Here is a 20,732-nt window from a genome sequence, read left to right as displayed (position 1 = left end):
GCCAATACATCACATGTTAAAAACTCAATTATGGAAATGGATTAATTAAAGCTGCAATTTTTAACAAGCGAAAACCACTCTGCATCAAAGCGCTCTGTATTACTCTCAAATGATGGTAAAATAAGTGATATACCAAGCGGTTTTGCTAAATATTTATCAATTAAAGCTTGCTCAAAATGATCTGTGATATTACTAAACTGCTGTTTAAGTGAATCACGGGTCTCTTCAGAAATTTCTATGCCTGTTTGCTGTAAATACCCTGCATTTACCCAATCAAGAAGCGCTTTTGAGGCGTTATTAGGGAATGCTTCGGTTTGTTGAAAAGTAGGAAGGTAAAGGCGCTGATAGTTGGTCAGCTCTTTTTGCACCACAAACGAAAACAATAAATAAGTACCCGCGGAAATTTTGCCTGCGCGTTTATTAATTGACTGATAATATTCAAGTGCTATTCGAAAATGCTGTTCGGCATCTGCAAACTTACCTTCTTGAAAAGCAATGACGCCTTGATTGAAGTTTATCATGCCCATCATATTGATATTTTTGTCAGCCTTGGCAAGTTTGGCAGAATATTCAAACAAATACTTAGCTCTTTCTAAATCGCCTGATTCTCGCGCTAACAATGCCAAACTGTTGTTTAGAATAACGCGTAAGCGATCGTTACTGGCATGTCGATAAGAGCATTTAAAGCTAAGTTCCGCATCCGTAAGGTAATTGTTGCGCCTTAACCAAATTCCTAAAGCGCTTGTGACGGGCGTTATATTCTCAGCGAAATAGGCTGATTGATGGTATTTAAAAACCGATTCAACCGACGCGATTAAATTATCTAACTTACCAAGAGGTAAAGAAGCACGCATATTAAGAATATGCCACTCTATTAGCTGCTCTTCAGTTAAATTTTTAGTTAAATCAATTTCTTCTAAAATACGGTAGCTTTCGGAAGGTTTTACAGTTAAATAATCTTTGGCCTCTTTTAATCGTTCATCAACGGTTGCCCCCCACAAAAATGGAGAGACAATGACGAACAAAAAACAGACTAAGCGTAACATAATGTCCCAAACAGATATTAAAAAGGCAGCAACAGAGGTATTGAATAAATAATACCTCATTGTGTCTAATTCTTATAACTTTGTGAGATGAAACTGCCTAATTTTAAGAAAAATGGATAAATTAGCACTCTATCGTTCTTCACAGTTAAATGTGTGAAATTTTATGCACAGGTAAGATTAAATGCTATTAACAACGTTTCTTAGCCAATCACAAAAAATATCTGCTGAGACGCTCCCAAGCTTTGTTTTATTTGGAATGTAATAACAGAGTTCTGATGCAATTTCTTTTGTATTTAATGCAAAAAGCTGACCGCGTGAAACGTAATCCTTTGCTAATGTATTTGAACAAAACACAAATGCGTTTTCATAAATAGCTTGTTGAATAGCAAAAAGCTCTTGGTCATATTCCACTACTTTAAATTGCGCTTTGTTAAATCCGTTTAATTCGCACCATGCTGCAAGCGGTACACTAGGTAAATGATGGTTTTTCCATTTACTTGAATAGACTAGCTGATTTTCGGGCAAGGTTTTCAGTAAGGGACCTGCACTAAAGAGGTTATAATGCTCTGCTGTCAAAATGGTATTTTGCTCAACCCTATTCATATCACCGAAACGAATTGCAATTGCATACGGGTCATTTTCAATTGCCTCGCTTGTTGAAATGTCGAGTGTAATATGAGGATAAACACGATTAAACTGGCTAAGTTCAGGAAGTAGAACCAAAGCCGCAAATGAAGATGTCGTATTCACTTTCAAATGATTTCCTGCATCTTGCAGGTCATCAAGCGCTGAATTAATAAGCGAAAAACCATTTTGAGTTGCCGTTGCAAGGTGCTTTCCAGAAGCTGTTAACGCAATTTTACGTGTTTTACGAATAAATAATTGGCAGTTTAGTCGTTTCTCTAAATTCTTAATATGATGTGATACAGCAGTGGGTGTTAATGCCAACTCCTCTGCTGCTAATTTGAAACTCTCAAGCCGTGCTGCCGCGTCAAACACCTTTAATGCTTGCATAGAAACATGCATTTCCGCTTCCTATAGTAAAGTTTTACTCATCTATGAGTGATGATAAGTCGTTTGTTAAAGTTACAATTAATCTTCACTATTTACCCTGAAATTAATTATCAGGAAATAGATTTTGACTACAATTTTACACTTAGATTCAAGCGTTAGAGCTATATCAAATAGCAATCCAGATCATAACTCAATTTCTAAAAATATTGCCAACGAGTTTATAAACAGTTGGCAGAAAAGTAAAAATATAGATGAATATATTTATCGTGATTTAGGTGTAAACCCACCCGAATTTATAACCCAACAATGGATAGGTGCGGTATTTACTGCGGAAAACAAACGTTCAGCACAGCAACGTCGAATTTTAGCATTATCAGATACTTTACTAGATGAGCTGTACCGTGCAGATATTATTTTGATATCAACCCCCATGTATAACTATGGCATGCCAGCACAACTTAAAGCTTGGTTTGATCAAGTGATCCGTATAAATAAAACATTTGATTTTGATTTAGCACGAGGCGATACACCGTTAAAACCTCTGTTATCTGGAAAGACAGTAGTACTCATTACCTCTTGTGGTGAATTTGGCTTTGAAGCTGGCGGTATAAATGAAAAACACAGCCACCTAAGCCCACATATCCGGACTTTATCGAAATACTTAGGTGTTACAAAGATGTTTGAAATTGCTTCTGAATATCAAGAATTTAATGATGAAAGACATCATAACTCTATGTCAAAGGCCTATATTGACGCACACACATTAGCGTTAACATTAAGCAAAAAAGAGGTATAAAAATGGCCGCGTTGCAAATTAGCGAAAAACATCTTGCGCAGGTAATAACGCTTGCTATACGAAATGTGAAAAATGGCGATTATCCTTTTTCTGCAATAATAATTGATAAAACTGGAAAGGTACTCGCTACTGGCACTAATCAAGAAAAAGAATGTTTTGATTGTACCGCTCATGCTGAAATACAAGCGATCAGAACGGCAAGTAAAAAACTGCAAACACATTCTCTAGAAGACACAATATTAATCGCCTCTGCTGAACCTTGTGCCTTGTGTTACATGGCAATGTACTTTGCCAAAATTAGACAATTAGTGATTTTATCAGACCGTTTTCAAGCTAAAGAAAGCGGATTTGATTACTTGCATAGTTATCAATACATCAATCCAATATTGCTAGCAAAATTCAACATCCTCAAGTTAGAACACGCAGACAGCTTAACGCCTTTTAAACGATTCAGAGAACTGTGCAAATAAAACCGATATAAAAGGCGCTTAGCGCCTTTGAAAAAATAATACTTACCTTTTGATTTGTCTGTTTTTTAAATATCAGTTTGTAATAGAAATTCATTGCTTCAACAAATGTAGTCGTAAAATTTAACGCTTTGTTTTTTGAATAAATGTGTTTACCTCAGCAACGGTTGCAAGCCAGTAACCATTTTTTGGCTCTTGCAAGTAAACAATAAGTTGCTCAAGCGCCTTTTCATCTATCGTATAAAGCGCTTTTTGGCCAACTTCATGACCCGCAAATACAATCCATGCATTTTCAAATTTTGCACGTTCTAATAATGCTTTTAGCTGATCGAATGTTTTGCCATCCATATTAAAAGCTCTGATTTGTGCGGGATCGTAATAAAGGGGATCATTGGCAGTTTCATCGTTCCACGTTCGGCCATAATTAAAGGATTTTGCAATAAACGGCACATAACTCTGGACAGCTTCGCCACGCCCGACAAAGGTCTGGCCACATGGATAGGCAAAACCTTCTGGTGTTTTGCCAGTTAAAGCAGATATTTCTTGTTGTGATAGTTGAATATCTTTTTCAATGAAATCGAGATTAACTTGCTCTAACCCCTTACCTTTCTCTCTAAGCCAACGGAAATTACCTGTGCATAAGTGATTTTTGGTATGGTTGGCAATTTCGTGTCCGTTAATAGCAGCGGCTTTCCACTGGAGTGCTTTTTCCTGCATTTGATCTGGCATCACATAAAATGTGCCCTTTACTTTGTATCTATCAAGTAAAGGTAAACCAATATCGACCTGAGATTTTCTCGCATCATCAAAACTTAAACTAATTGCATATCGTGCATTATCTGGATAAAAGTTGTTAGCTGTTGCTGCAAAAGTCGAAAAGCATAACAGTGACAAAAGTAAGCTGGTTTTTGACATAGTATGTTTGTTTATAACTTGGTGATAATTCAAACTAACTTGCCAAGCTATTCTTAACAAGTGAAATAGTTTTTATTCACTTGAAAAATAATAATATTGTTTAATTTTATGGCGAAAAGCACTGCGCCTTGATAATTTTTAACGGTAAAATTTTAAAACAAATCCGTGCAATAGTTTAAAGTTAAACAAACGCATCAAAAAAACGGCAAGCCGTTATTTTTTTGTATGATTTTTTAAAAATTCACCTATAGTGTAAAAAATTTTTTTAGGATTTATCTATGTGTCGCTTTATTGCTTATAAAGGTGCAGAAGTCACCTTAAACGACATTGTAATTTCACCTACCAATTCACTTGTTGAGCAGAGCAAAGATGCTAAAAAGCGTAAAAAGCCGCTCAATGGCGATGGCTTTGGTTTGAGCTGGTATCCTACCCATGATGATCCTTTCCCAGCACGGTTTGTTAGTATTGAACCTGCTTGGAGCAATCAGAACTTACAACAAATTGCGAGCAAAGTAAGAAGCCAGTGTTTTTTTGCCCATGTACGTGATGCATCAGTTGGCATGCCAGTGTCTCAAGCTAATTGCCATCCGTTTAATTTTCAAAAATATACGTTTATGCACAATGGTCGATTAGATCAGTTTGTAAAATTTAGACGCAGTATACTCAATCAACTCTCAAACCAAGCGTTTGATTTAGTTAAAGGGAATACAGATTCTGAATGCATATTTGCACTCTTTCTCGACACTATCGAATTTGCTGATAACTTATCAACTAATGATATTAAAAATGCGCTTTATTTGGTTATCAAAAAAATCATTGATATTCGCGTTGCCGCTGAGGCAAACACCAATGCATTTATTAATCTTGCAGTATCAGATGGCACATCATTAGTTGCTACACGCTATGCCACTGACCGAAATAGTCAGCCAGCCTCTTTATTTTATGGTGTAGGCGCTTTAGAGCTAACATCAGAAAAAGATTTTAGTTTACATGGTGCTAATACTAATAAAACCGTGATTATCAGCTCAGAGCCACTAACGGAAGAAGATACAGACTGGATAAAGGTAGAGCGTAACCACTCAGTGGTAGTCGACAAGCAAAACTCTGTTTACAGTGAGCCTGTTCCTGTCGACTATCAAACTTAACGAATAAATGACTGGAGTGCTATTCATCACTCCAGTCATCGTCATCAAACTTTTTACGTTTTGATTTATGACTTAATTTATCTTTTGGTTTGTCCTTTTTTGCTTTTTTATGTGCTTTGTTTTTCTCAAGATAACTACCTTGACTTTGCTCATGCTTCATCGAAACTCTCAAACGACCTAGTTATTTCATTGCGAGAACTGTTAGCGCTTGCTCTATGGCTTACTTTATAAAGCGCCTTTAGATACTTTCGCCAAATACGCACTTCGTAATATGCTGATTCTTCCTCTGAATTAACATTATCAACGAAACGCTGCTCTACTTCATTTTCAGGTTGTAATTCGCCACAATACAATCCGTTTAATGTATAGCCATAATTAATTAAAAAATTTGCCTCAGGAATAGTAAAAAAGCCAGCCCTATCGATGCCACCTGGAAAGTGTTCATCGTCATAAAATTTTCGACCACCTAATCTAATTTCAGCTGCCATATTTTTAATCTCAACATGTTAGAAAATTAAACTTTGTTCGCACCAAATAAACAGTGCGCTCGCAAGTGAAAAATAGTTAAATTTTGCCAAGAAGAAAATCAAAAAATTATTGTCGTTAAGATAAAAATTAGTAGTTAATAAAGTTTTTAAATGAATAGCTTATGTTTACAATTATTATCTTTTGCTTTATCAAATTAATTTAGATTTTTTAATATTAAAGTACATATTTGTTATTAAGGTAATTTACAAATAAAATGTAACTAAAAGTTTATAAAAACACGTTAATATGATCTTTGTTCGAGCGCTTCTCTTTAGCTATTTTCTTCTTAGCAGTTACATCGTTACAGCCCAACCTTCCGAATATGTAAATGATAAAGAGTGTACGCAATGCCATGAGAAAATTGCAAAAGACTATCAAACCTTAGGTATGGCACATGCATTTAAACCCGCAATCGCCAAAAATTTAATTGCTAACTTCCAGTTACCTGCTTTTTACCACAAAGCTTCGAAAACATATTACGAAATGAAACTTGAGAATGAAGGTTTGTATTTCATTCGCTACCACAAAGACTCTAAAGCAAACAAGCTTGCCTATTTTAAACGCAAAGTAGATTGGGTAATGGGTTCTGGTAATAAATCACGTAGCTACTTATATCAAACAGAAAATGGTGAGATCTTTTTGTTTCCAATTGTTTGGTATAGCGAGTTAGAACAATTTGGGATGGCACCTGGTTATGATAATTCAAATCATCAAGGAATCACTCGTCAAGTTAGACGAGAATGTATGTTTTGTCATAATGCTTATCCACTTGAAAATATAAATGATCCACAATGGGCAGCACATGCATTCTCTAAAAATTTACCAAGTGGCCTTGGCTGTCAACGGTGCCATGGACCCGGAAAGCGTCATATTGAAGCATCAAAAAAAGATTCAGCTGATATAACCGATAGTTGGAATACGATAATTAATCCTTCAAAACTTTCGGCTGAAAAGCAAAACCAGGTTTGCGACCAGTGTCATCTTTTACCCGCTGTTGACTTTGCAGGTATTAGAAACCCAAACAAGAATACTTTTTCTTTTATTCCTGGCCAAGATTTGAATGAGTACATTTATCATGTAGAGATAACAGATGAGCTGATGCCTCAAAAGCATAGATTTGAGATTAATCACCACGCTTATCGCCTAAGGCAGAGTGCTTGTTTTACAAAAAGTGAACAAAATTTTTATTGTTTAGATTGCCACGATCCACATCACAAAGCTAGCAAAAGCGAGCGTCTATCTAAAACCGAAAATACCTGTAAATCATGCCATGATTTGATACAGCATAAAACTAACATCGCAGGAAAGTCATGCGTATCTTGCCATATGCAACAAAAACGAACCCAAGATGTAGTTCAAGTCACTATGACTGACCATAAAATATCACTTCCAGAAAGTGAAAGTAAAAGGCTAAAGCAACTTGATGAAGTGGGCCCAGAGTTGAGTGAAATTGGCTATTACGCTCCTGCCGATTTAGACAAAAATCAGCAATTAGTTTACCAAGTTGTGAATATTATTAAGCGTATAGGACCAACAAAGAATCGTCTGATTCAACTAGAACAATACCTATTTACACAAAAAAATGCCCCTTTACCACTTTACACAACTCTAATTGAAGGACTAATTAACATTGGTGAATTTGATAAAGCAAAAATCTATTTAGATAAAGTATATGCTCGCTTCAACAATAAAGCGCTTCTAAATCAGTGGATTGGAATTCTAAATATAAGAAAAGGTGATCACGATGAAGCAAGAAGGATTCTTTTAGCAACAATCAAAAAAGACAATAACCTACCTGAGGTACATTACAACCTTGGTTTAAGTTTTTATTCAACAGATAATTACATCGAATCAATAAAACATTTCCAAGAGGCTGTTGAACTGAAAGAAAACTTTATTTTGGCAAAATACTATCTTGCAGCTTCATATAAAAATTTAGAACGGTATTCAGATGCACTTTCGGTGCTTGAATCATTAATCGCCTTATCTCCAAAGTTTGATAGAACTTACTTATTGATGGCAGATATATATGATTTAAAAGGACTACATGAAGAAACTGTTGCCGTGTTAAATAAAGGGTTATTACTGGCCAACCCCAATAACAAAATTAAGAAGCGTTTATCTTTGTAGAAGATTGGCGCTTAAATCGGTTTATAAGTAAATAAAACAAGCCTAGTTAGACCTATAGTTCGAACTTACTGTTTTAGTTATTAATTTAATCAATATAGATCAGTTATTCTTAAATAAAGTTAAGAATAACCACATTTCTATAAAAAATTATATTAATATCATTGCATTAAAAAAGAATAGGGAAATCAGATGAGAGCACTTGTTTTATTTGTATTATTTTTATTTTGCCAAATAAGCTACGGCAACACTCTATATAGCAGAGCGAGTGAATGCTCTATTGACTTAGGTGTTGAAGGAAAGGAGTTCAAAACCTCGGTCAATTATAATCGAAGTAAAGACGAGCAAGAACAACTTAATGCGTTAAGAAAAAAGCTTTTTACTCTTATCAAAAAACAACTAGGCCAATACCCAAATGGCTTGATTGAACAAAGTGTAATTTTTAAAAATGACATTCAAACAAGGAAATTAATAGGTACCGCCGTTGTCAAACCGGTTGCAAATTGTTCAGGGAAAACCTATGAAATCAACGAAGATAACCTCCGTTTACTGAGTACAATTTTGTCTGAAAATACATTTCCTGCAATCAAATTCACTACTGAGCATACATTTGAGCCGCAAATACCAAAACAGATTGAACGAATAAAGTTTGATAGTCAAATATCAAAAAGCGCAATTTTTGGTATAGCTATTGGTGATAGTTATGATGATACCATCACTAAATTAAGAAGGTTTACCTTAGTATGGCCAATTAATAATTCAGTAAAAATGACATTAATTGGAAGGAATCACCTGTTCTTATTTGAAGACAATCTGCTGGTTCATTATCAATATCATAGCAATTTGTTACCAATGTCTTTAGCAAATCAACTAGAACTAGAAGCAATGGATTTTAAAATTAACCTAGCTTCATCCAGCATCAATATTAAAGATAACCTTTCAGATAAACAAAAAAACGAATTACAAAACATATTTTCTGACGTAACTTTTAGTTCTATTCATCATGATGGTGAAACAACTTTTAGTAGGTTAAATAGTTTTAGCATAGGTGAGCCTATTGAAATCAAAAACCTCACTAAACTTCCTTGCTTTGAAAACGACGCTAATTACGATCAGTTTCTGATAAAAAACAAAGATGCAATGGTATCTTTTGTAGATGTAGATAATAAATCTGCCTTGCTCACAGGCTGTTTACAAAAATTTGTGCTATTGGCAAATGGTAACTTAAAAGAAATTGCGCTGTTAGATGAAATATCAAAAGGAAAGGCAAATATCCAAATCATCACTATATTAATAAACCACTTAAAGCCTTGGACATTTAATAATATAAAACATGGGCAATCTGTTGCTGCATTATCAGCGCTTGGTGCAAAAATAGAATGGCAACAAGCGGTGTTAGAAACACCAAACTGGCATGGAATATTCGAGATTTATGATGATGCTGTTTATAGCGGGAAAATAATACCATTACACTAATATTATTATTTTCAGCTAACAATATAGTTTAACGACAAATCCTTGTTAACTCGGATCAAAGCAAAACTAAATTTTATAAGGGCATAACTGCCCTTTTTCTATATTTAGCGTTCTATTCAGGTCCATAAATAAATTAAAATTTCACAATAATTACATATTTTTAAAAGCTGCATTTTGTTCATCGAAAAATATCTAGGTACTTAAGAGAGTTATTAAATTCTCAATACCAATTAAAAATATTTTAGCTTTCAAAGTGTCGAAATTATTTCATCGCTTATTGTAACCCCCCCTAAAATCTGAAGATTAAACTTTAGAAACATAAATAAACATCTTCTCTTTGTTTGATATTTTTTCAATTAATCATCATTAAACAGCTACAAAAACATAATTCTAAGTATCATTATTAAAATATGTTATTCGAAAAATATTTTACGTTTATCATAAAACTTTATTTGACAATCATAAACTCACTGGTTAATTTATAAGCCATGACTATACGAATTAACTTAGATGTAGAACTTGCGAAAAACAAAATGTCTTTGAAACAGTTATCTGGTGATATTGGTATTTCAATGACTAATTTGTCTTTGCTTAAGAATGGCAAAGTAAAAGCTATTCGGTTCTCAACATTAGAAGCAATCTGTCAGGCGCTTAATTGTCAGCCTGGTGACATTTTGCAGTACGAATCAACTAATCCAAACACCCATTTGGATTAAGCAAGAAGGGACGCTATATGAACTCTCGTGAAAATTTACTATCTGCAGGTGCTTGTGCGCTGCTCGCTGTGCTGTTTCCATTTTATTGGATTACCTTTTTAGGCCAATCCATGGCTGGATTTGAAGAAGCACTAAAGCAAGATCTACTCACATTTAATTGGCTTGATTTACTGTTTGTAATAATCGGTGCTTTAGAGGTAAGTATTTACTTAGCTCTTAGCAACCACTTGAAAACGCATTTTAACGCAACGGCTGCTCGTATGCTGTTGTTTATAATGGCAGGGCTTGTGTCTATCTTTCATTTAACCGTCTTGTTTGATATTTACTTTGCCTTATCAAATCAAACTACCTTATCAGAAACAACAGGCGTGGTAGTTATGGTTATTGCACTAGGGTCACTTGGGCTATTTTCGTTAGTTGCCGCTGTTTTTTCGATTGTATGTTTAGTAAATCAGCATTTACCGCCCCTGCTAAAAGTGTTTTCAGTTTTAATGTTACTGATGTGTCTTTTACAGATGACTCTTGTTTTATCTTTTACCAACGTATTTTTATTCCCTGCAGCTCTACTATTGCTTTCAATATATTTTGTAAGAGAAAAAGAAGAACTCGAAGTAATTTAGCCCGCGTTAATCAGTTTAACCGAACAAGGAAATGTGATGCGTTTATTTAAATATATAGTGAGCTTTACTTTACTCACACTTTGTTGGAGCAGTATTTGCCTTTATGGCGCAGTTAACGGTTGGTGGTTAACACCGCTTGCAAAGCAAGGTGATACAAATCACTTTATCAAGGCAGTTAATCACCGCTTTTTAAGTGAAACCAAAGGCAACTTGGCTTTCATCGTTCTTGAAAATGGTCGTGTGGTATCAAAACAGTTTTCGCCATCAATCGATAAAATAAATGGCGAAACTTTGTTTCCGGTTGCATCGATGAGCAAGTTATTTACAGCCTATGGTATTTCTCAATTAGCGCAACAAGGTCAAATTGATTTAGATGCGCCAATTGCTAACTATTTAACACCTGCTTGGCAGTTACCTTCTTCATCATTTGATCATAATAAAGTCTCAATGAGGCTCTTACTGTCACATACTTCAGGATTAGTAGATGGGTTAGGCTTTGCTGATATACCTAAAGAGCAAGTATTACCAATGCTACTTGAATCTCTACAACAACCAAAAAGCTCTCGCGGAAATGCAAAGCTTGAAATAGGCTACGCCCCAGCAACAGAGTGGCAATACTCGGGCGGTGGTTACCTTATCGCCGAGCACATTATCGAAAACATTACAGGCATCCCATTTGAGGCATTTATGGCGGATACGGTTTTTACGCCACTAAAAATGAACCGTGCAAATTATCAATTTATTGGCGAACAAACAAACATTGCAAATGCATATGATAGCGAAGGAAATAAATCAGCTTCTTATCAATATGTTAGCCCCGCAGCAACCGGTTTGTTGGCAAGTGCAGATGACTTAACTCAATTTGTCATTGCTCTACAGCAAGGTAACAGAAATTCAGAGCAGGCAATCAAAGATTTAAGCCAACCGCTCGGGTATAAACTTGGCGCCCCGATTTGGGGCATGGGAGCCATGTTGTATGTACCAACACCAGAGGGAAATTTTATTTTTGGCCATGATGGCGCAAATGAGCCTGCGATTAATAGCGCGCTTCGCATCAACCCAAATACCAATGATGCAATAATCGTATTAACCTCGGGTGGTGATCACCTTGCAAGCACCATTGCATCAGAGTGGACATTATGGCAAACCGGAATCCCCGACTTTTTAAACTTTGATAGCACAATTGCCAGTGCGTTTTTACCTATTGGGCTTGGTATTTTGGTGATTTTCGTAAGTCTTGTGCTGTTTTACCGAAAATCCCCGCAGTTAATCTCAAAATCCTCAACTAATAGTGTTTTGCAAGATTAAAAACGCTTATAGAACTCATAAAGTTAGACACCAACTGAGTCCACAATTTCACTTATCAAAACACCCCGTACTTCACTTTATTAGTTGTTATGTCGGGGTTTTATTTGGCAATTATTTTGTTGGCAAAGTTAAACTTAGCGCCATTTTAAAATCTAAAGCATTGTTAAGCGTAAGTGGCGTTTTTCAAGCAATTCACAAGCACGCATAACGAACATTCAGAGCGGATATAAAGCGCTAAACAGCGCTTTAACTCATCTATTTACACTATTAGATTAAAGTCTAAGTTGATGTACAACCAACCTTTGTTTTAAATCAAAATGGCTAACGGTTTAGCATGTGACAATCTTTGTCGCAAGAAAGTAACTCTCACTTACACAAGGACAGATAAGCTATGACTACCGCATTTTATATTCCAACCGTAAATTTGATGGGCGCAGGTTGTTTAACTGACGCAGCCGATAATATTCAGGCACAAGGATTTAAAAAAGGCCTAATTGTTACCGATAAAATTCTTAACCAAATTGGGGTTGTTGAAAAAGTACAATCACTATTAACAAAGCGAGATGTTGCGACTGCTGTGTTTGATGGTACTCAACCCAACCCAACTGTAAGTAACGTCAACGATGGTTTGGCTATTTTAAAAAACGAAGACTGTGACTTCGTTATTTCACTTGGTGGGGGCTCGCCACATGATTGTGCGAAAGGCATTGCACTTGTAGCTGCAAATGGCGGCAAAATTGGCGATTACGAAGGTGTAGATCAATCTGCAAAACCTATGTTACCACTTATCGCCATTAATACTACGGCAGGCACAGCTTCAGAAATGACGCGTTTTTGTATTATCACTGATGAAGAGCGCCACATTAAAATGGCCATTGTAGATAAGCATACAACACCACTTGTTTCAGTAAACGACCCGGAATTAATGCTCGCAAAACCAGCTTCGCTCACCGCAGCGACCGGTATGGACGCATTAACCCATGCAATTGAAGCTTATGTATCAATTGCTGCAACGCCAATTACCGATGCTGTAGCCATCAAAGCGATTGAGTTAATTCAAGCCAATCTTCGTAATGCTGTTAATCACGGTGACAATATTGAAGCTCGTGAGCAAATGGCATACGCCCAGTTTATGGCGGGTATGGCGTTTAATAATGCTTCACTTGGTTATGTGCATGCAATGGCACATCAACTTGGTGGTTTTTACGATTTACCACATGGGGTATGTAACGCTATTTTACTTCCGCATGTGCAACGCTTTAACGCAAAAGCAGTACCTGGGCGCTTACGTGATGTTGCAAAAGCAATGGGAGTCGATGTAAGTAACCTTTCAGAAGAACAAGGTGCTGATGCCGCAATTGATGCCATTGTTAGCCTCGCCAGTGACGTTGGTATTCCATCAGGTATTGAGCAACTTGGTGCCAAAGCAGATGATATTCCAACACTAACGGAAAATGCTTTAAAAGATGCTTGTGGCTTTACTAATCCAATTCAAGCTACAGCAGAGGAAATTGCTGAGATTTTCCACGCTGCAATGTAACCCTAACAGGATTTATTCTGAACAATAAAAGGTTAACTATTGTTGTTAACCTTTTTTAATGCCATTTTTTATTAATTCAGTAAACCTCAGTATGTAAAACCAATCACTTATTCAAAAATGAGCTGCTACTTGTACTGCAATACTTAAAAATAAAAGCAAAATAAATTTTACCTTTACGACAATAATTTATCGTTTTACTTGCTTCTCAAATCAACCTAATTTGTGAGCGTTAAAAATATCACTCCAGTTAATTGTAAAAGGGTAAATATGAAGATTTTTTTAATGGTATTAGCACTCGCAAGCACACTTGTTATTGCTAGCGAAGATCAAGCAAGCGTTGAAACTGTAAAAGATTCTTACGAGTTCTGTCTTGATATGGCAGCAGATGAAGAAAACAAAGATAGCGCCGTTTTGTTTTGTGTTAATGACGAATTAAAGTCACTCGGTTACAAACCTTTTGATTCATTACAAGCAATCAAAAGCTACATTAAAGCTGACTAATAAACGCTTTAATTAAATTGATACAGACCTAAAAGGTTAGCCAAAGTGCTAACCTTTTTTGTTTTTAAACCTTTTAGTGTGTTATTGCGTCTAATGTATAAAACATGAAAAACGCATTGCTATGAAATACTATTTAACCGCATTACTCACTCTTTGCTCAAGCACCCTGTTTGCAAATATGCCTAACGCGTCGCTTTATGGCATTGAAATTGGTGAATCAATAAGTACCGCTAAAACAAAACTACAATCGGTATGTCAAAACACCGTTTCAGATATCACTTTAAATACACCTAGCTTTCCATTAGCAAGTAAACGTGAACAGCATTTAAGCTGCAATCAATTAAAAAACAAGGGCAAAATTGCCGTAGTAATTGCAGATAACCAAGTGGCTCATATATCAGCAAGTAATATCGCACCTGATGCCTTGATTGGTTTGCAAAATGATCCTAAACAATACTTGGGATTTAAAGCACATCACCAGCATACGCTTTGGCAAAATAACGCTAAAAATCAAACCACGTTAATTGGTAAAGACGCTTTACATCCAAATTTATTTGTTTGGTCACATCCAGAGATAACCGCTTTAGAGCGCAGCAAACCGGCACTTACTCTCGCAAATTTGCTGCAGTTTGGCGAATCGTTAGACACTCTTAAACCCCTTTTTGAAGCGCATTGTGATCCGCTTAAAATTGAAACATCCGACCCTTGGTTATTTAATAATCCAAAGGAGCAAGTGCAAGTAAACTGCTTTAACTTTCCAGCATTTGGATTTCCTCGCAAAATTGAAGCTGTTTTTGGGGATAATCACCTTGAATTAGCATGGATTTTAACGGCTAAACCGGAGCAAACACGCATTTCAAAACAGCTTACCGCGCATTTTGGAGATGCGGTTTTTGACAATGAAACATGGCAGGCATTTAAACAAGGTGAAGTTTACCTTCGTAAAGACAAACCTGAAGTTTTAGCGATTTCAAAGGCACTCGTACCTCTGTTTAAAGAAAAAGCAGGCATCGAATTTTAAGTTTACGTTTTGTAATGTAAGGGCGCGTGCTGCCCTTACATTTTTTGCTTTATTGACTTGTATACCATCCATTTTGGTAGGCTAAACTGCCCCAAAGAGCATGCGCTAAAGCTGTTTTGGCTTCCTCTTCATCAAGGGCAACTGGCTGCATTTCTTTACTTGTCACATCATATAAAAACTTACTTGGCGCTTTACCTGGCTGTAAAACTGTCACTCCATGCTGCGTCAAATAGGCAAAGTTATTGGCGTATTGCATTAGCGCTCTGCCCTCTAAGGTGTTTACTGTTAAATCCCTGCCAAGCATAGGAGAATCATTTACAGCACCCATAAGCGATAACAAGGTTGGCGCTAAATCTATTTGGCTTGCAATATCACTGAATCGAGTTTGATTATGTTCAGTATTCAAAATCACTGCGGGAATATGAAAGTTATTTATTGGCACTAAGTCCTTGCCTAATGCCCGTGCATCATGGTCAGCTACAATTAAAAACACCGTATCTTGCCAATAGTCACGGGCTTTAGCTGTTGCAATAAATTGGCCTAACGCATAATCGGCATATTGAATCGCCAGATGACGTTTCAGCTCTTTTTCATCCAATTCCATTCGTTGCTCTTCTGAGTAGTTAATTGGTGAGACAACCCCTTGTGGGATCTCAAAGGGATCATGATTACTTGAGCTAAAAATCAAACTAAAGAAAGGCTTATCGGATTGATTTAACTTTGCTAATTCTTTATCCGCTTGGGTAAATAAATCACCGTCACTAGCCCCCCACGAGCCAATAAAATTTGGTGATTCAATGTCTTTTAAATCAACAATATTGCTAAAGCCATTGCCAAGGAAAAAACTTTTCATATTATCAAAATGGCTTTCTCCGCCGTAAATAAATTGCGTTGTGTAACCTTGTGATTGCAATAAACTGGCGATGGTAAAAAAGCCTTTTTGTGATTTATCAAGTTTAACGACTGCTCTGGCCGGGGTTGGCGTAAAACCAGTGATAACTGCCTCAATACCACGCACTGAACGTGTGCCTGTAGCGTATAATTGTTCAAAGCCCCAGCCCTCGCGATAAAACCCATCAATGTTGGGAGTTAAAGGTAAGCCCCCAAGGGGTTGTACATATTGCGCCCCTAAACTTTCTTCTAAAATGATCACTAAGTTTTTCTTTTTGCCAGTATAGCTTGGAGCGCGGATTGCCCGAGTAGGTTGGTTCTGATGTACAAAAGCGTCTTTGCTTAAGCCTGTTTTGGTTTGTACCAAACTGATGACTTCTTCATCAGACATGTTTCCGTACATTTTTGCCGCATTCTTTTCATTTTTAAGTGCTTTAATAGCATGCACAACACTGTAAGTTGAATTAAGGGTTAATGAATTAACCAAGGCATCATTTGAAAAATACACATATGCCGGGTTAATGGGACGATGCCCTAAAGTTCCTCTTGCCATTAGTATTAACAATACAGGCAAAAGCACAGCTGCAAAAAGGCTGCTTTTAGTGTGTGTTTTTTGCAGTTGTAACTGTTTAACAAATGCGTTGCTCAAAGGTACAAAAACAAAAAGTATAAAAACAACTAAACAACAGGTTGAAATAATTAGTGTGTTTAAATGACCACTTACCAACATCGAAAATACTTCTTTGGGGTAAATAAGGTATTCAATAAACAGTCGATTTGGCCTAAGACCATATTCTTCAATAAAAGTTGGTGTCGCAATTTCCAGCAAGGTTAGTAACGCTAATGCACAGACTAAATAATTCTTAAGCAGCCAAAACCAGCTGCTTTTAAGAGGTCTAAACGCGCTTAAAATGGGTGTAAACACTGCTGGAATAATCAACACATAACCAACGGTACTTAAATCGATGCGAAACCCACCGACGGCAACTGCCAGTAACGCCTGAAAATCAGTGAAGTGTTGAAACTGCCATAAACTTAAACTAAGCCGTGAAATAGACAAAAGAATAAGTACTACGAGGGAAAGTAGTAAGTACGGAGCTAAATAGTGTTTAAATGGTTTTAACATAGGGAAAATTGATGCTTTTTTAAGAGCGTATTCAATTTTCCTTAAGTGAACCTTAAGGCTTAAAAAGTTTGCTTAACTTAAACACTTTAACCGAAAGGAATATACTGATTTTTAGAAATTATTAATAGATATTGTAAGGCATGAAATTTCTTACACACCTCACTCTTGTTTACTCTAGGTTAAACGGCATTCGCTTCTTCAATCACCTTTCTAAATTCGGTTTTGCGATTGATTACACACTCTTTTGCGTGTACTACACTTTCAACAAAATCAATAATTTGCGACTGCAATTTAACGCGATTTAATTTATTGATACGGGTGATACCACCCGGGCTCAACACGTTTACTTCTATTAATTTACCGCCAATTACATCAATCCCAGTAAAGTACAAGCCATCTCGCACTAGTTTAGGACCAATATAACGGCATAACTTTTTCTCTTGAGCGCTTAGCTTGTGCTTAACCACTTTACCGCCAGCGTGAACATTCGAGCGCACATCGTTAGATGCAGGAATACGTTTCATCGCACCAATTGGCTCCCCATTCAGCATTAAGATACGCACATCCCCTTCTTCAGCACCTTCCACATAATCTTGTAGAATTACATAATTGCTGCCTTTGCCATGTTCATCACCGCCAATGTAAAAATCAAGCAGTGAACGGAAGCTGTGACGAGCCCCTTTTTCGAGTACGATAACACCACGCCCACCATAGCCATCAAGTGGCTTAAGGATCATTTTATTGCTTTCTGACTCTTCAAAAATTCGCTCTAAATAATCACGATTTTTAGATACATGAGTCGCTGGAATAAATTCACTTTCAGTATCTTGGAACGAAGCGGTATATACTTTGTTGTTGGCAATACGCAGACCATCAAGGTCATTCATAATAAATGCATCACCTCGTACTGAATCCAAGAAATTCAACGCGAGCGTATCAAGTGGCGGGTTAGCACGCATAATAATTGCGTCAAAACCTGCAAGCGGTAATTGAGCTCGTTTAAACACCGCGTTGCGGTAAAAACTTGGAATATTATCTGAAAGTTTGCTCTTCTTAACGAATACATCACAAAATGCACTTGCAATACTGTCGCGAATAGTTAAGTTGTTAACCGTTGAAAGCGCCACAGTGTGACCACGTTTAACACATTCGTGAATTAAACGTAGAGTTGAATCCGTTTCAGGCTCCACACGCTCCCATGGGTACATGATAAAACAAATTTTCATTAATATTTTCCGAGTCTAAATTATATTCAAAAACCAATTTAAGGGTGCGGAGCATACCGAATTTCGGCCTTGAGCGTTGTAAAAAAAATTTATCGTTACGGAAAATATTCGTTTATCAATAGTATTTAAACGCTTCCCTCAAACGGCTTTTTTATCAGCTATGTTTAGTTTTAATTGGGTTAAATCTGGCATTTCTTTGATATAGCGCTAGTTTAGGGCGAATTAAGCTTTATTGTTAAAGCTTAATTTTTATATAATTTGCTGTATGTAACCACTCACATAGCTAACACATTTTTATCTTAAGCGTGCTATGTCTTTCGTATTTAACAACTTGCTTTGAAAAAGGTAATAATGGCCAACATTTTATTTTCTCTTTTTAGCATTATTTTATTAAGCAGTGTGTTTAGTAATAACGCCTTTGCTAAAGCGCAATCGACGGTTAAATGCGGTATGGCTACGGGTTATCCCCCTTTCCAATTTATTGAAAACAATATGCCAACCGGTTTCGATTACGATGTATTAAAACAAGTATTATCCCAAAGCCAACAAGAATTGATATTAATGGCAGATTTATGGGATGACACAGTAAATCGCCTGCGTTTTGACAAGCTTGATTGCATCACGGGTATGGAAATTAGCCCTGAACGCGAAAAGTATTTCGACTTCACTGTGCCCTATTATTTCCGTTATACGTCCGTTTTTGTAAGAGATGAGCTACCGAGCATCGAAATCGTTCAAGATCTGTATGGTAAAAAAATAAGTGGCGATAAACATTCAATTACTGAAACAATTTGGCAAGAAAAACACATCAAAGATCACTTTCGATTGATACAAACACAAAGCAAAGATAAAGCTATGCAAATGCTCGCAACTAAACAAACCGACGCAGCCATCATGCCACGTGCAGTAGGTTTATATCTTGCTAAAAAATACAATGTAAAAGTGAAAATTGTGCATTCAAATTATCGCGGAACTCCTGTAGCCATTGCAGTTAAGAAAGGCAACAAAGCACTGCTCGATAAGCTTAATTCAGCGCTTAAAACTCTTATTCGTTCTGAAGAGATAAATACAATACTCTCTGACTATCAACAACCATAATTAAGCATAAACTCTTTTCTTAGTACCCAACATTTTATAGTCATACCTAAAACTAAAATTAACTAAAAGTCCCTAAAAAATTGCCATGTTGCTGTTTTATCTTTATAACACTAAAGAAAAAACAAACAGATGCTGTTAAGGACAATTTATGGCTATTTATCAATTTCTCGATTTCACGTTTTGCGCAACCACATTTGCCTTAACGCAATCAGGTAAAGAAAAGCCCATTCGTCCTAAAACGGCTCAGGCACTGCTGTACTTTTTGCAACACCCAAAAACACTTATCACTAAACAACAACTTTTCAACGCGCTTTGGCAAAGTGAAGACGTGCAGGACTATCGCCTTTTCCAAGTGATCAGTGAATTACGTAAACTTGCACCAGAGCAACAGCTTATTCGAACGCAACCTAACGCTGGTTATATTTGGCAAACAGAAGTCGCAATAAAGCCAGTTACTAGCAAAAAACCATTTAACACCTTTGCTTTGGCAGCAAGCATGATCTGTGTGGTAAGTACAATTGGCCTTACTTTGTTTAACTTTGAACAAACTCAGCAAAAACAGGTTATGCTGCCAGCACTTGGCAGTTATTCCAATGCCGTTGTTGCATTTCAAGAAGCAAATTATGATGACGCCGAAAAATGGCTGACATTTACTTTAAAAGAAAACCCCGATTCCATCGACGCGCAATTACTTTTAGCCGAAGTAAAATATCAGCAAAATGAGCATAACAGTGCAAATTCCCTTGCTTTTACAGCTTTAAACAACGCATCAGAAACTAGCTATTATCGTGCCCAAGCTTTAGATCTGTTAAGTCGCATTGCCTTAGAAACAAATCAGATAGATAAAGCATTAAATTTTGCCGTTAAAGGCAAACAGGTAATGAATCGTGAACTGGCAACTTGCAGCGCGCATGTTGTTGATAAACGTATTGCATCTATTATTGAAAACGCTAAATACACTGAACAAAATAATGCTTTAGAAAATCCAATTAATACCACTTCAGGCAAAATGTTAGTGTCTAGCAATCAAGTAAACTCCAGTCAAAAACAAGTGCCAGTGTCGCAATTATGTCAACAGCTTACGCAACCAGTAACATCCACAATTGAGTGTATAACCACACCTGAACAACTCACATTATTTCGCGAAAAACAGCTTTATTCGTAACGGAAA

General features: G+C 36.5%; 20 protein-coding genes. 13 read left to right on the top strand and 7 right to left on the bottom strand.

Annotation, left to right across the window (positions count from 1 at the left end; translation table 11 throughout):
* Positions 1-41 precede the first annotated feature (41 nt).
* The gene (locus AAEU29_RS11775; protein ID WP_421973524.1) at positions 42-1,046 is read right to left on the bottom strand and encodes a tetratricopeptide repeat protein; all 1,005 of its coding nucleotides are present in this window, start codon (positions 1,044-1,046) and stop codon (positions 42-44) included.
* Positions 1,047-1,223: 177 nt separating this feature from the next.
* Positions 1,224-2,072, bottom strand: coding sequence for a LysR family transcriptional regulator (locus tag AAEU29_RS11770; RefSeq protein ID WP_421973523.1), 849 nt, complete (start codon positions 2,070-2,072; stop codon positions 1,224-1,226).
* Between the two features lie 112 nt (positions 2,073-2,184).
* Between AAEU29_RS11770 and AAEU29_RS11765 the strand changes: the two genes are divergently transcribed.
* Positions 2,185-2,856 (top strand): FMN-dependent NADH-azoreductase, encoded by a 672-nt coding sequence (locus AAEU29_RS11765; protein WP_421973522.1) that lies wholly within the window; start codon positions 2,185-2,187, stop codon positions 2,854-2,856.
* Positions 2,857-2,858: 2 nt separating this feature from the next.
* Positions 2,859-3,326 (top strand): nucleoside deaminase, encoded by a 468-nt coding sequence (locus AAEU29_RS11760; protein WP_421973521.1) that lies wholly within the window; start codon positions 2,859-2,861, stop codon positions 3,324-3,326.
* Between the two features lie 120 nt (positions 3,327-3,446).
* Here AAEU29_RS11760 and AAEU29_RS11755 read toward each other — a convergent pair whose 3' ends face one another.
* A complete protein-coding gene (locus AAEU29_RS11755) occupies positions 3,447-4,238 on the bottom strand; it encodes a polysaccharide deacetylase family protein (RefSeq protein ID WP_421973520.1) in 792 nt (263 codons plus the stop codon).
* 278 nt (positions 4,239-4,516) lie between these two features.
* Between AAEU29_RS11755 and AAEU29_RS11750 the strand changes: the two genes are divergently transcribed.
* Entirely contained in the window at positions 4,517-5,383 is an 867-nt protein-coding gene (locus AAEU29_RS11750) for a class II glutamine amidotransferase (protein ID WP_421973519.1), read from the top strand.
* 19 nt (positions 5,384-5,402) lie between these two features.
* Here the strand turns inward: AAEU29_RS11750 and AAEU29_RS11745 are convergent, their stop codons facing one another.
* Positions 5,403-5,543, bottom strand: a complete 141-nt coding sequence (locus tag AAEU29_RS11745) for a hypothetical protein (protein WP_274759834.1) — start codon at positions 5,541-5,543, stop codon at positions 5,403-5,405.
* The gene (locus AAEU29_RS11740; RefSeq protein ID WP_421973518.1) at positions 5,533-5,871 is read right to left on the bottom strand and encodes a MaoP family protein; all 339 of its coding nucleotides are present in this window, start codon (positions 5,869-5,871) and stop codon (positions 5,533-5,535) included. The genes AAEU29_RS11745 and AAEU29_RS11740 overlap by 11 nt, the downstream gene beginning before the upstream one ends.
* A gap of 286 nt (positions 5,872-6,157) precedes the next feature.
* On the opposite strand from AAEU29_RS11740, the gene AAEU29_RS11735 reads away from it, so the two are divergent.
* The 8 genes from AAEU29_RS11735 (at position 6,158) to AAEU29_RS11700 (ending at position 15,220) form a co-directional block, all read left to right on the top strand.
* On the top strand, positions 6,158-8,041 hold the full coding sequence (locus AAEU29_RS11735) for a tetratricopeptide repeat protein (RefSeq protein WP_421973517.1): 1,884 nt from the start codon (positions 6,158-6,160) through the stop codon (positions 8,039-8,041).
* Between the two features lie 189 nt (positions 8,042-8,230).
* Positions 8,231-9,514 carry a hypothetical protein gene (locus tag AAEU29_RS11730; protein WP_421973516.1) on the top strand — a complete coding sequence of 428 codons (1,284 nt, stop codon included), beginning with the start codon at positions 8,231-8,233 and terminating at the stop codon, positions 9,512-9,514.
* Between the two features lie 488 nt (positions 9,515-10,002).
* Positions 10,003-10,230 (top strand): helix-turn-helix domain-containing protein, encoded by a 228-nt coding sequence (locus AAEU29_RS11725; RefSeq protein WP_421973515.1) that lies wholly within the window; start codon positions 10,003-10,005, stop codon positions 10,228-10,230.
* Positions 10,231-10,247: 17 nt separating this feature from the next.
* Positions 10,248-10,850, top strand: coding sequence for a hypothetical protein (locus tag AAEU29_RS11720; protein ID WP_421973514.1), 603 nt, complete (start codon positions 10,248-10,250; stop codon positions 10,848-10,850).
* A gap of 36 nt (positions 10,851-10,886) precedes the next feature.
* Positions 10,887-12,158 carry a serine hydrolase domain-containing protein gene (locus tag AAEU29_RS11715; protein ID WP_421973513.1) on the top strand — a complete coding sequence of 424 codons (1,272 nt, stop codon included), beginning with the start codon at positions 10,887-10,889 and terminating at the stop codon, positions 12,156-12,158.
* 391 nt (positions 12,159-12,549) lie between these two features.
* Positions 12,550-13,698, top strand: coding sequence for an L-threonine dehydrogenase (gene yiaY, locus AAEU29_RS11710; RefSeq protein ID WP_421973512.1), 1,149 nt, complete (start codon positions 12,550-12,552; stop codon positions 13,696-13,698).
* A 267-nt stretch (positions 13,699-13,965) separates the two neighbouring features.
* Positions 13,966-14,199 (top strand): hypothetical protein, encoded by a 234-nt coding sequence (locus AAEU29_RS11705; RefSeq protein ID WP_421973511.1) that lies wholly within the window; start codon positions 13,966-13,968, stop codon positions 14,197-14,199.
* Positions 14,200-14,320: 121 nt separating this feature from the next.
* A complete protein-coding gene (locus AAEU29_RS11700; protein WP_421973510.1) occupies positions 14,321-15,220 on the top strand; it encodes a hypothetical protein in 900 nt (299 codons plus the stop codon).
* 49 nt (positions 15,221-15,269) lie between these two features.
* Here the strand turns inward: AAEU29_RS11700 and AAEU29_RS11695 are convergent, their stop codons facing one another.
* Both AAEU29_RS11695 and gshB read right to left on the bottom strand, forming a co-directional pair.
* Entirely contained in the window at positions 15,270-17,237 is a 1,968-nt protein-coding gene (locus AAEU29_RS11695) for an LTA synthase family protein (RefSeq protein WP_421973509.1), read from the bottom strand.
* Between the two features lie 179 nt (positions 17,238-17,416).
* A complete protein-coding gene (gshB, locus tag AAEU29_RS11690) occupies positions 17,417-18,463 on the bottom strand; it encodes a glutathione synthase (protein WP_421973508.1) in 1,047 nt (348 codons plus the stop codon).
* 351 nt (positions 18,464-18,814) lie between these two features.
* On the opposite strand from gshB, the gene AAEU29_RS11685 reads away from it, so the two are divergent.
* Both AAEU29_RS11685 and AAEU29_RS11680 read left to right on the top strand, forming a co-directional pair.
* Positions 18,815-19,561: a transporter substrate-binding domain-containing protein gene (locus AAEU29_RS11685; RefSeq protein WP_421973507.1), complete on the top strand. Its 747-nt coding sequence runs from the start codon at positions 18,815-18,817 to the stop codon at positions 19,559-19,561.
* A 148-nt stretch (positions 19,562-19,709) separates the two neighbouring features.
* Entirely contained in the window at positions 19,710-20,726 is a 1,017-nt protein-coding gene (locus tag AAEU29_RS11680; RefSeq protein WP_421973506.1) for a winged helix-turn-helix domain-containing protein, read from the top strand.
* The last annotated feature ends 6 nt before the right edge of the window (positions 20,727-20,732 follow it).

Origin of the sequence: Pseudoalteromonas aquimarina (assembly GCF_049257255.1) — a bacterium.
Classification (GTDB): Bacteria; Pseudomonadota; Gammaproteobacteria; order Enterobacterales; family Alteromonadaceae; genus Pseudoalteromonas.
Note: the sequence above shows the minus strand (reverse complement) of the source record. Positions and strands in the feature narration are given on the sequence as shown.

What these genes read in the sequence shown, in the direction of transcription:
- AAEU29_RS11775 (WP_421973524.1), bottom strand. Translation starts at nt 1,046, where the DNA reads ATGTTACGCTTAGTCTGTTTTTTGTTCGTCATTGTCTCTCCATTTTTG.
- AAEU29_RS11770 (WP_421973523.1), bottom strand. Translation starts at nt 2,072, where the DNA reads ATGCATGTTTCTATGCAAGCATTAAAGGTGTTTGACGCGGCAGCACGG.
- AAEU29_RS11760 (WP_421973521.1), top strand. Translation starts at nt 2,859, where the DNA reads ATGGCCGCGTTGCAAATTAGCGAAAAACATCTTGCGCAGGTAATAACG.
- AAEU29_RS11755 (WP_421973520.1), bottom strand. Translation starts at nt 4,238, where the DNA reads ATGTCAAAAACCAGCTTACTTTTGTCACTGTTATGCTTTTCGACTTTT.
- AAEU29_RS11750 (WP_421973519.1), top strand. Translation starts at nt 4,517, where the DNA reads ATGTGTCGCTTTATTGCTTATAAAGGTGCAGAAGTCACCTTAAACGAC.
- AAEU29_RS11745 (WP_274759834.1), bottom strand. Translation starts at nt 5,543, where the DNA reads ATGAAGCATGAGCAAAGTCAAGGTAGTTATCTTGAGAAAAACAAAGCA.
- AAEU29_RS11740 (WP_421973518.1), bottom strand. Translation starts at nt 5,871, where the DNA reads ATGGCAGCTGAAATTAGATTAGGTGGTCGAAAATTTTATGACGATGAA.
- AAEU29_RS11735 (WP_421973517.1), top strand. Translation starts at nt 6,158, where the DNA reads ATGATCTTTGTTCGAGCGCTTCTCTTTAGCTATTTTCTTCTTAGCAGT.
- AAEU29_RS11730 (WP_421973516.1), top strand. Translation starts at nt 8,231, where the DNA reads ATGAGAGCACTTGTTTTATTTGTATTATTTTTATTTTGCCAAATAAGC.
- AAEU29_RS11725 (WP_421973515.1), top strand. Translation starts at nt 10,003, where the DNA reads ATGACTATACGAATTAACTTAGATGTAGAACTTGCGAAAAACAAAATG.
- AAEU29_RS11720 (WP_421973514.1), top strand. Translation starts at nt 10,248, where the DNA reads ATGAACTCTCGTGAAAATTTACTATCTGCAGGTGCTTGTGCGCTGCTC.
- AAEU29_RS11715 (WP_421973513.1), top strand. Translation starts at nt 10,887, where the DNA reads ATGCGTTTATTTAAATATATAGTGAGCTTTACTTTACTCACACTTTGT.
- yiaY (WP_421973512.1), top strand. Translation starts at nt 12,550, where the DNA reads ATGACTACCGCATTTTATATTCCAACCGTAAATTTGATGGGCGCAGGT.
- AAEU29_RS11705 (WP_421973511.1), top strand. Translation starts at nt 13,966, where the DNA reads ATGAAGATTTTTTTAATGGTATTAGCACTCGCAAGCACACTTGTTATT.
- AAEU29_RS11700 (WP_421973510.1), top strand. Translation starts at nt 14,321, where the DNA reads ATGAAATACTATTTAACCGCATTACTCACTCTTTGCTCAAGCACCCTG.
- AAEU29_RS11695 (WP_421973509.1), bottom strand. Translation starts at nt 17,237, where the DNA reads ATGTTAAAACCATTTAAACACTATTTAGCTCCGTACTTACTACTTTCC.
- gshB (WP_421973508.1), bottom strand. Translation starts at nt 18,463, where the DNA reads ATGAAAATTTGTTTTATCATGTACCCATGGGAGCGTGTGGAGCCTGAA.
- AAEU29_RS11685 (WP_421973507.1), top strand. Translation starts at nt 18,815, where the DNA reads ATGGCCAACATTTTATTTTCTCTTTTTAGCATTATTTTATTAAGCAGT.
- AAEU29_RS11680 (WP_421973506.1), top strand. Translation starts at nt 19,710, where the DNA reads ATGGCTATTTATCAATTTCTCGATTTCACGTTTTGCGCAACCACATTT.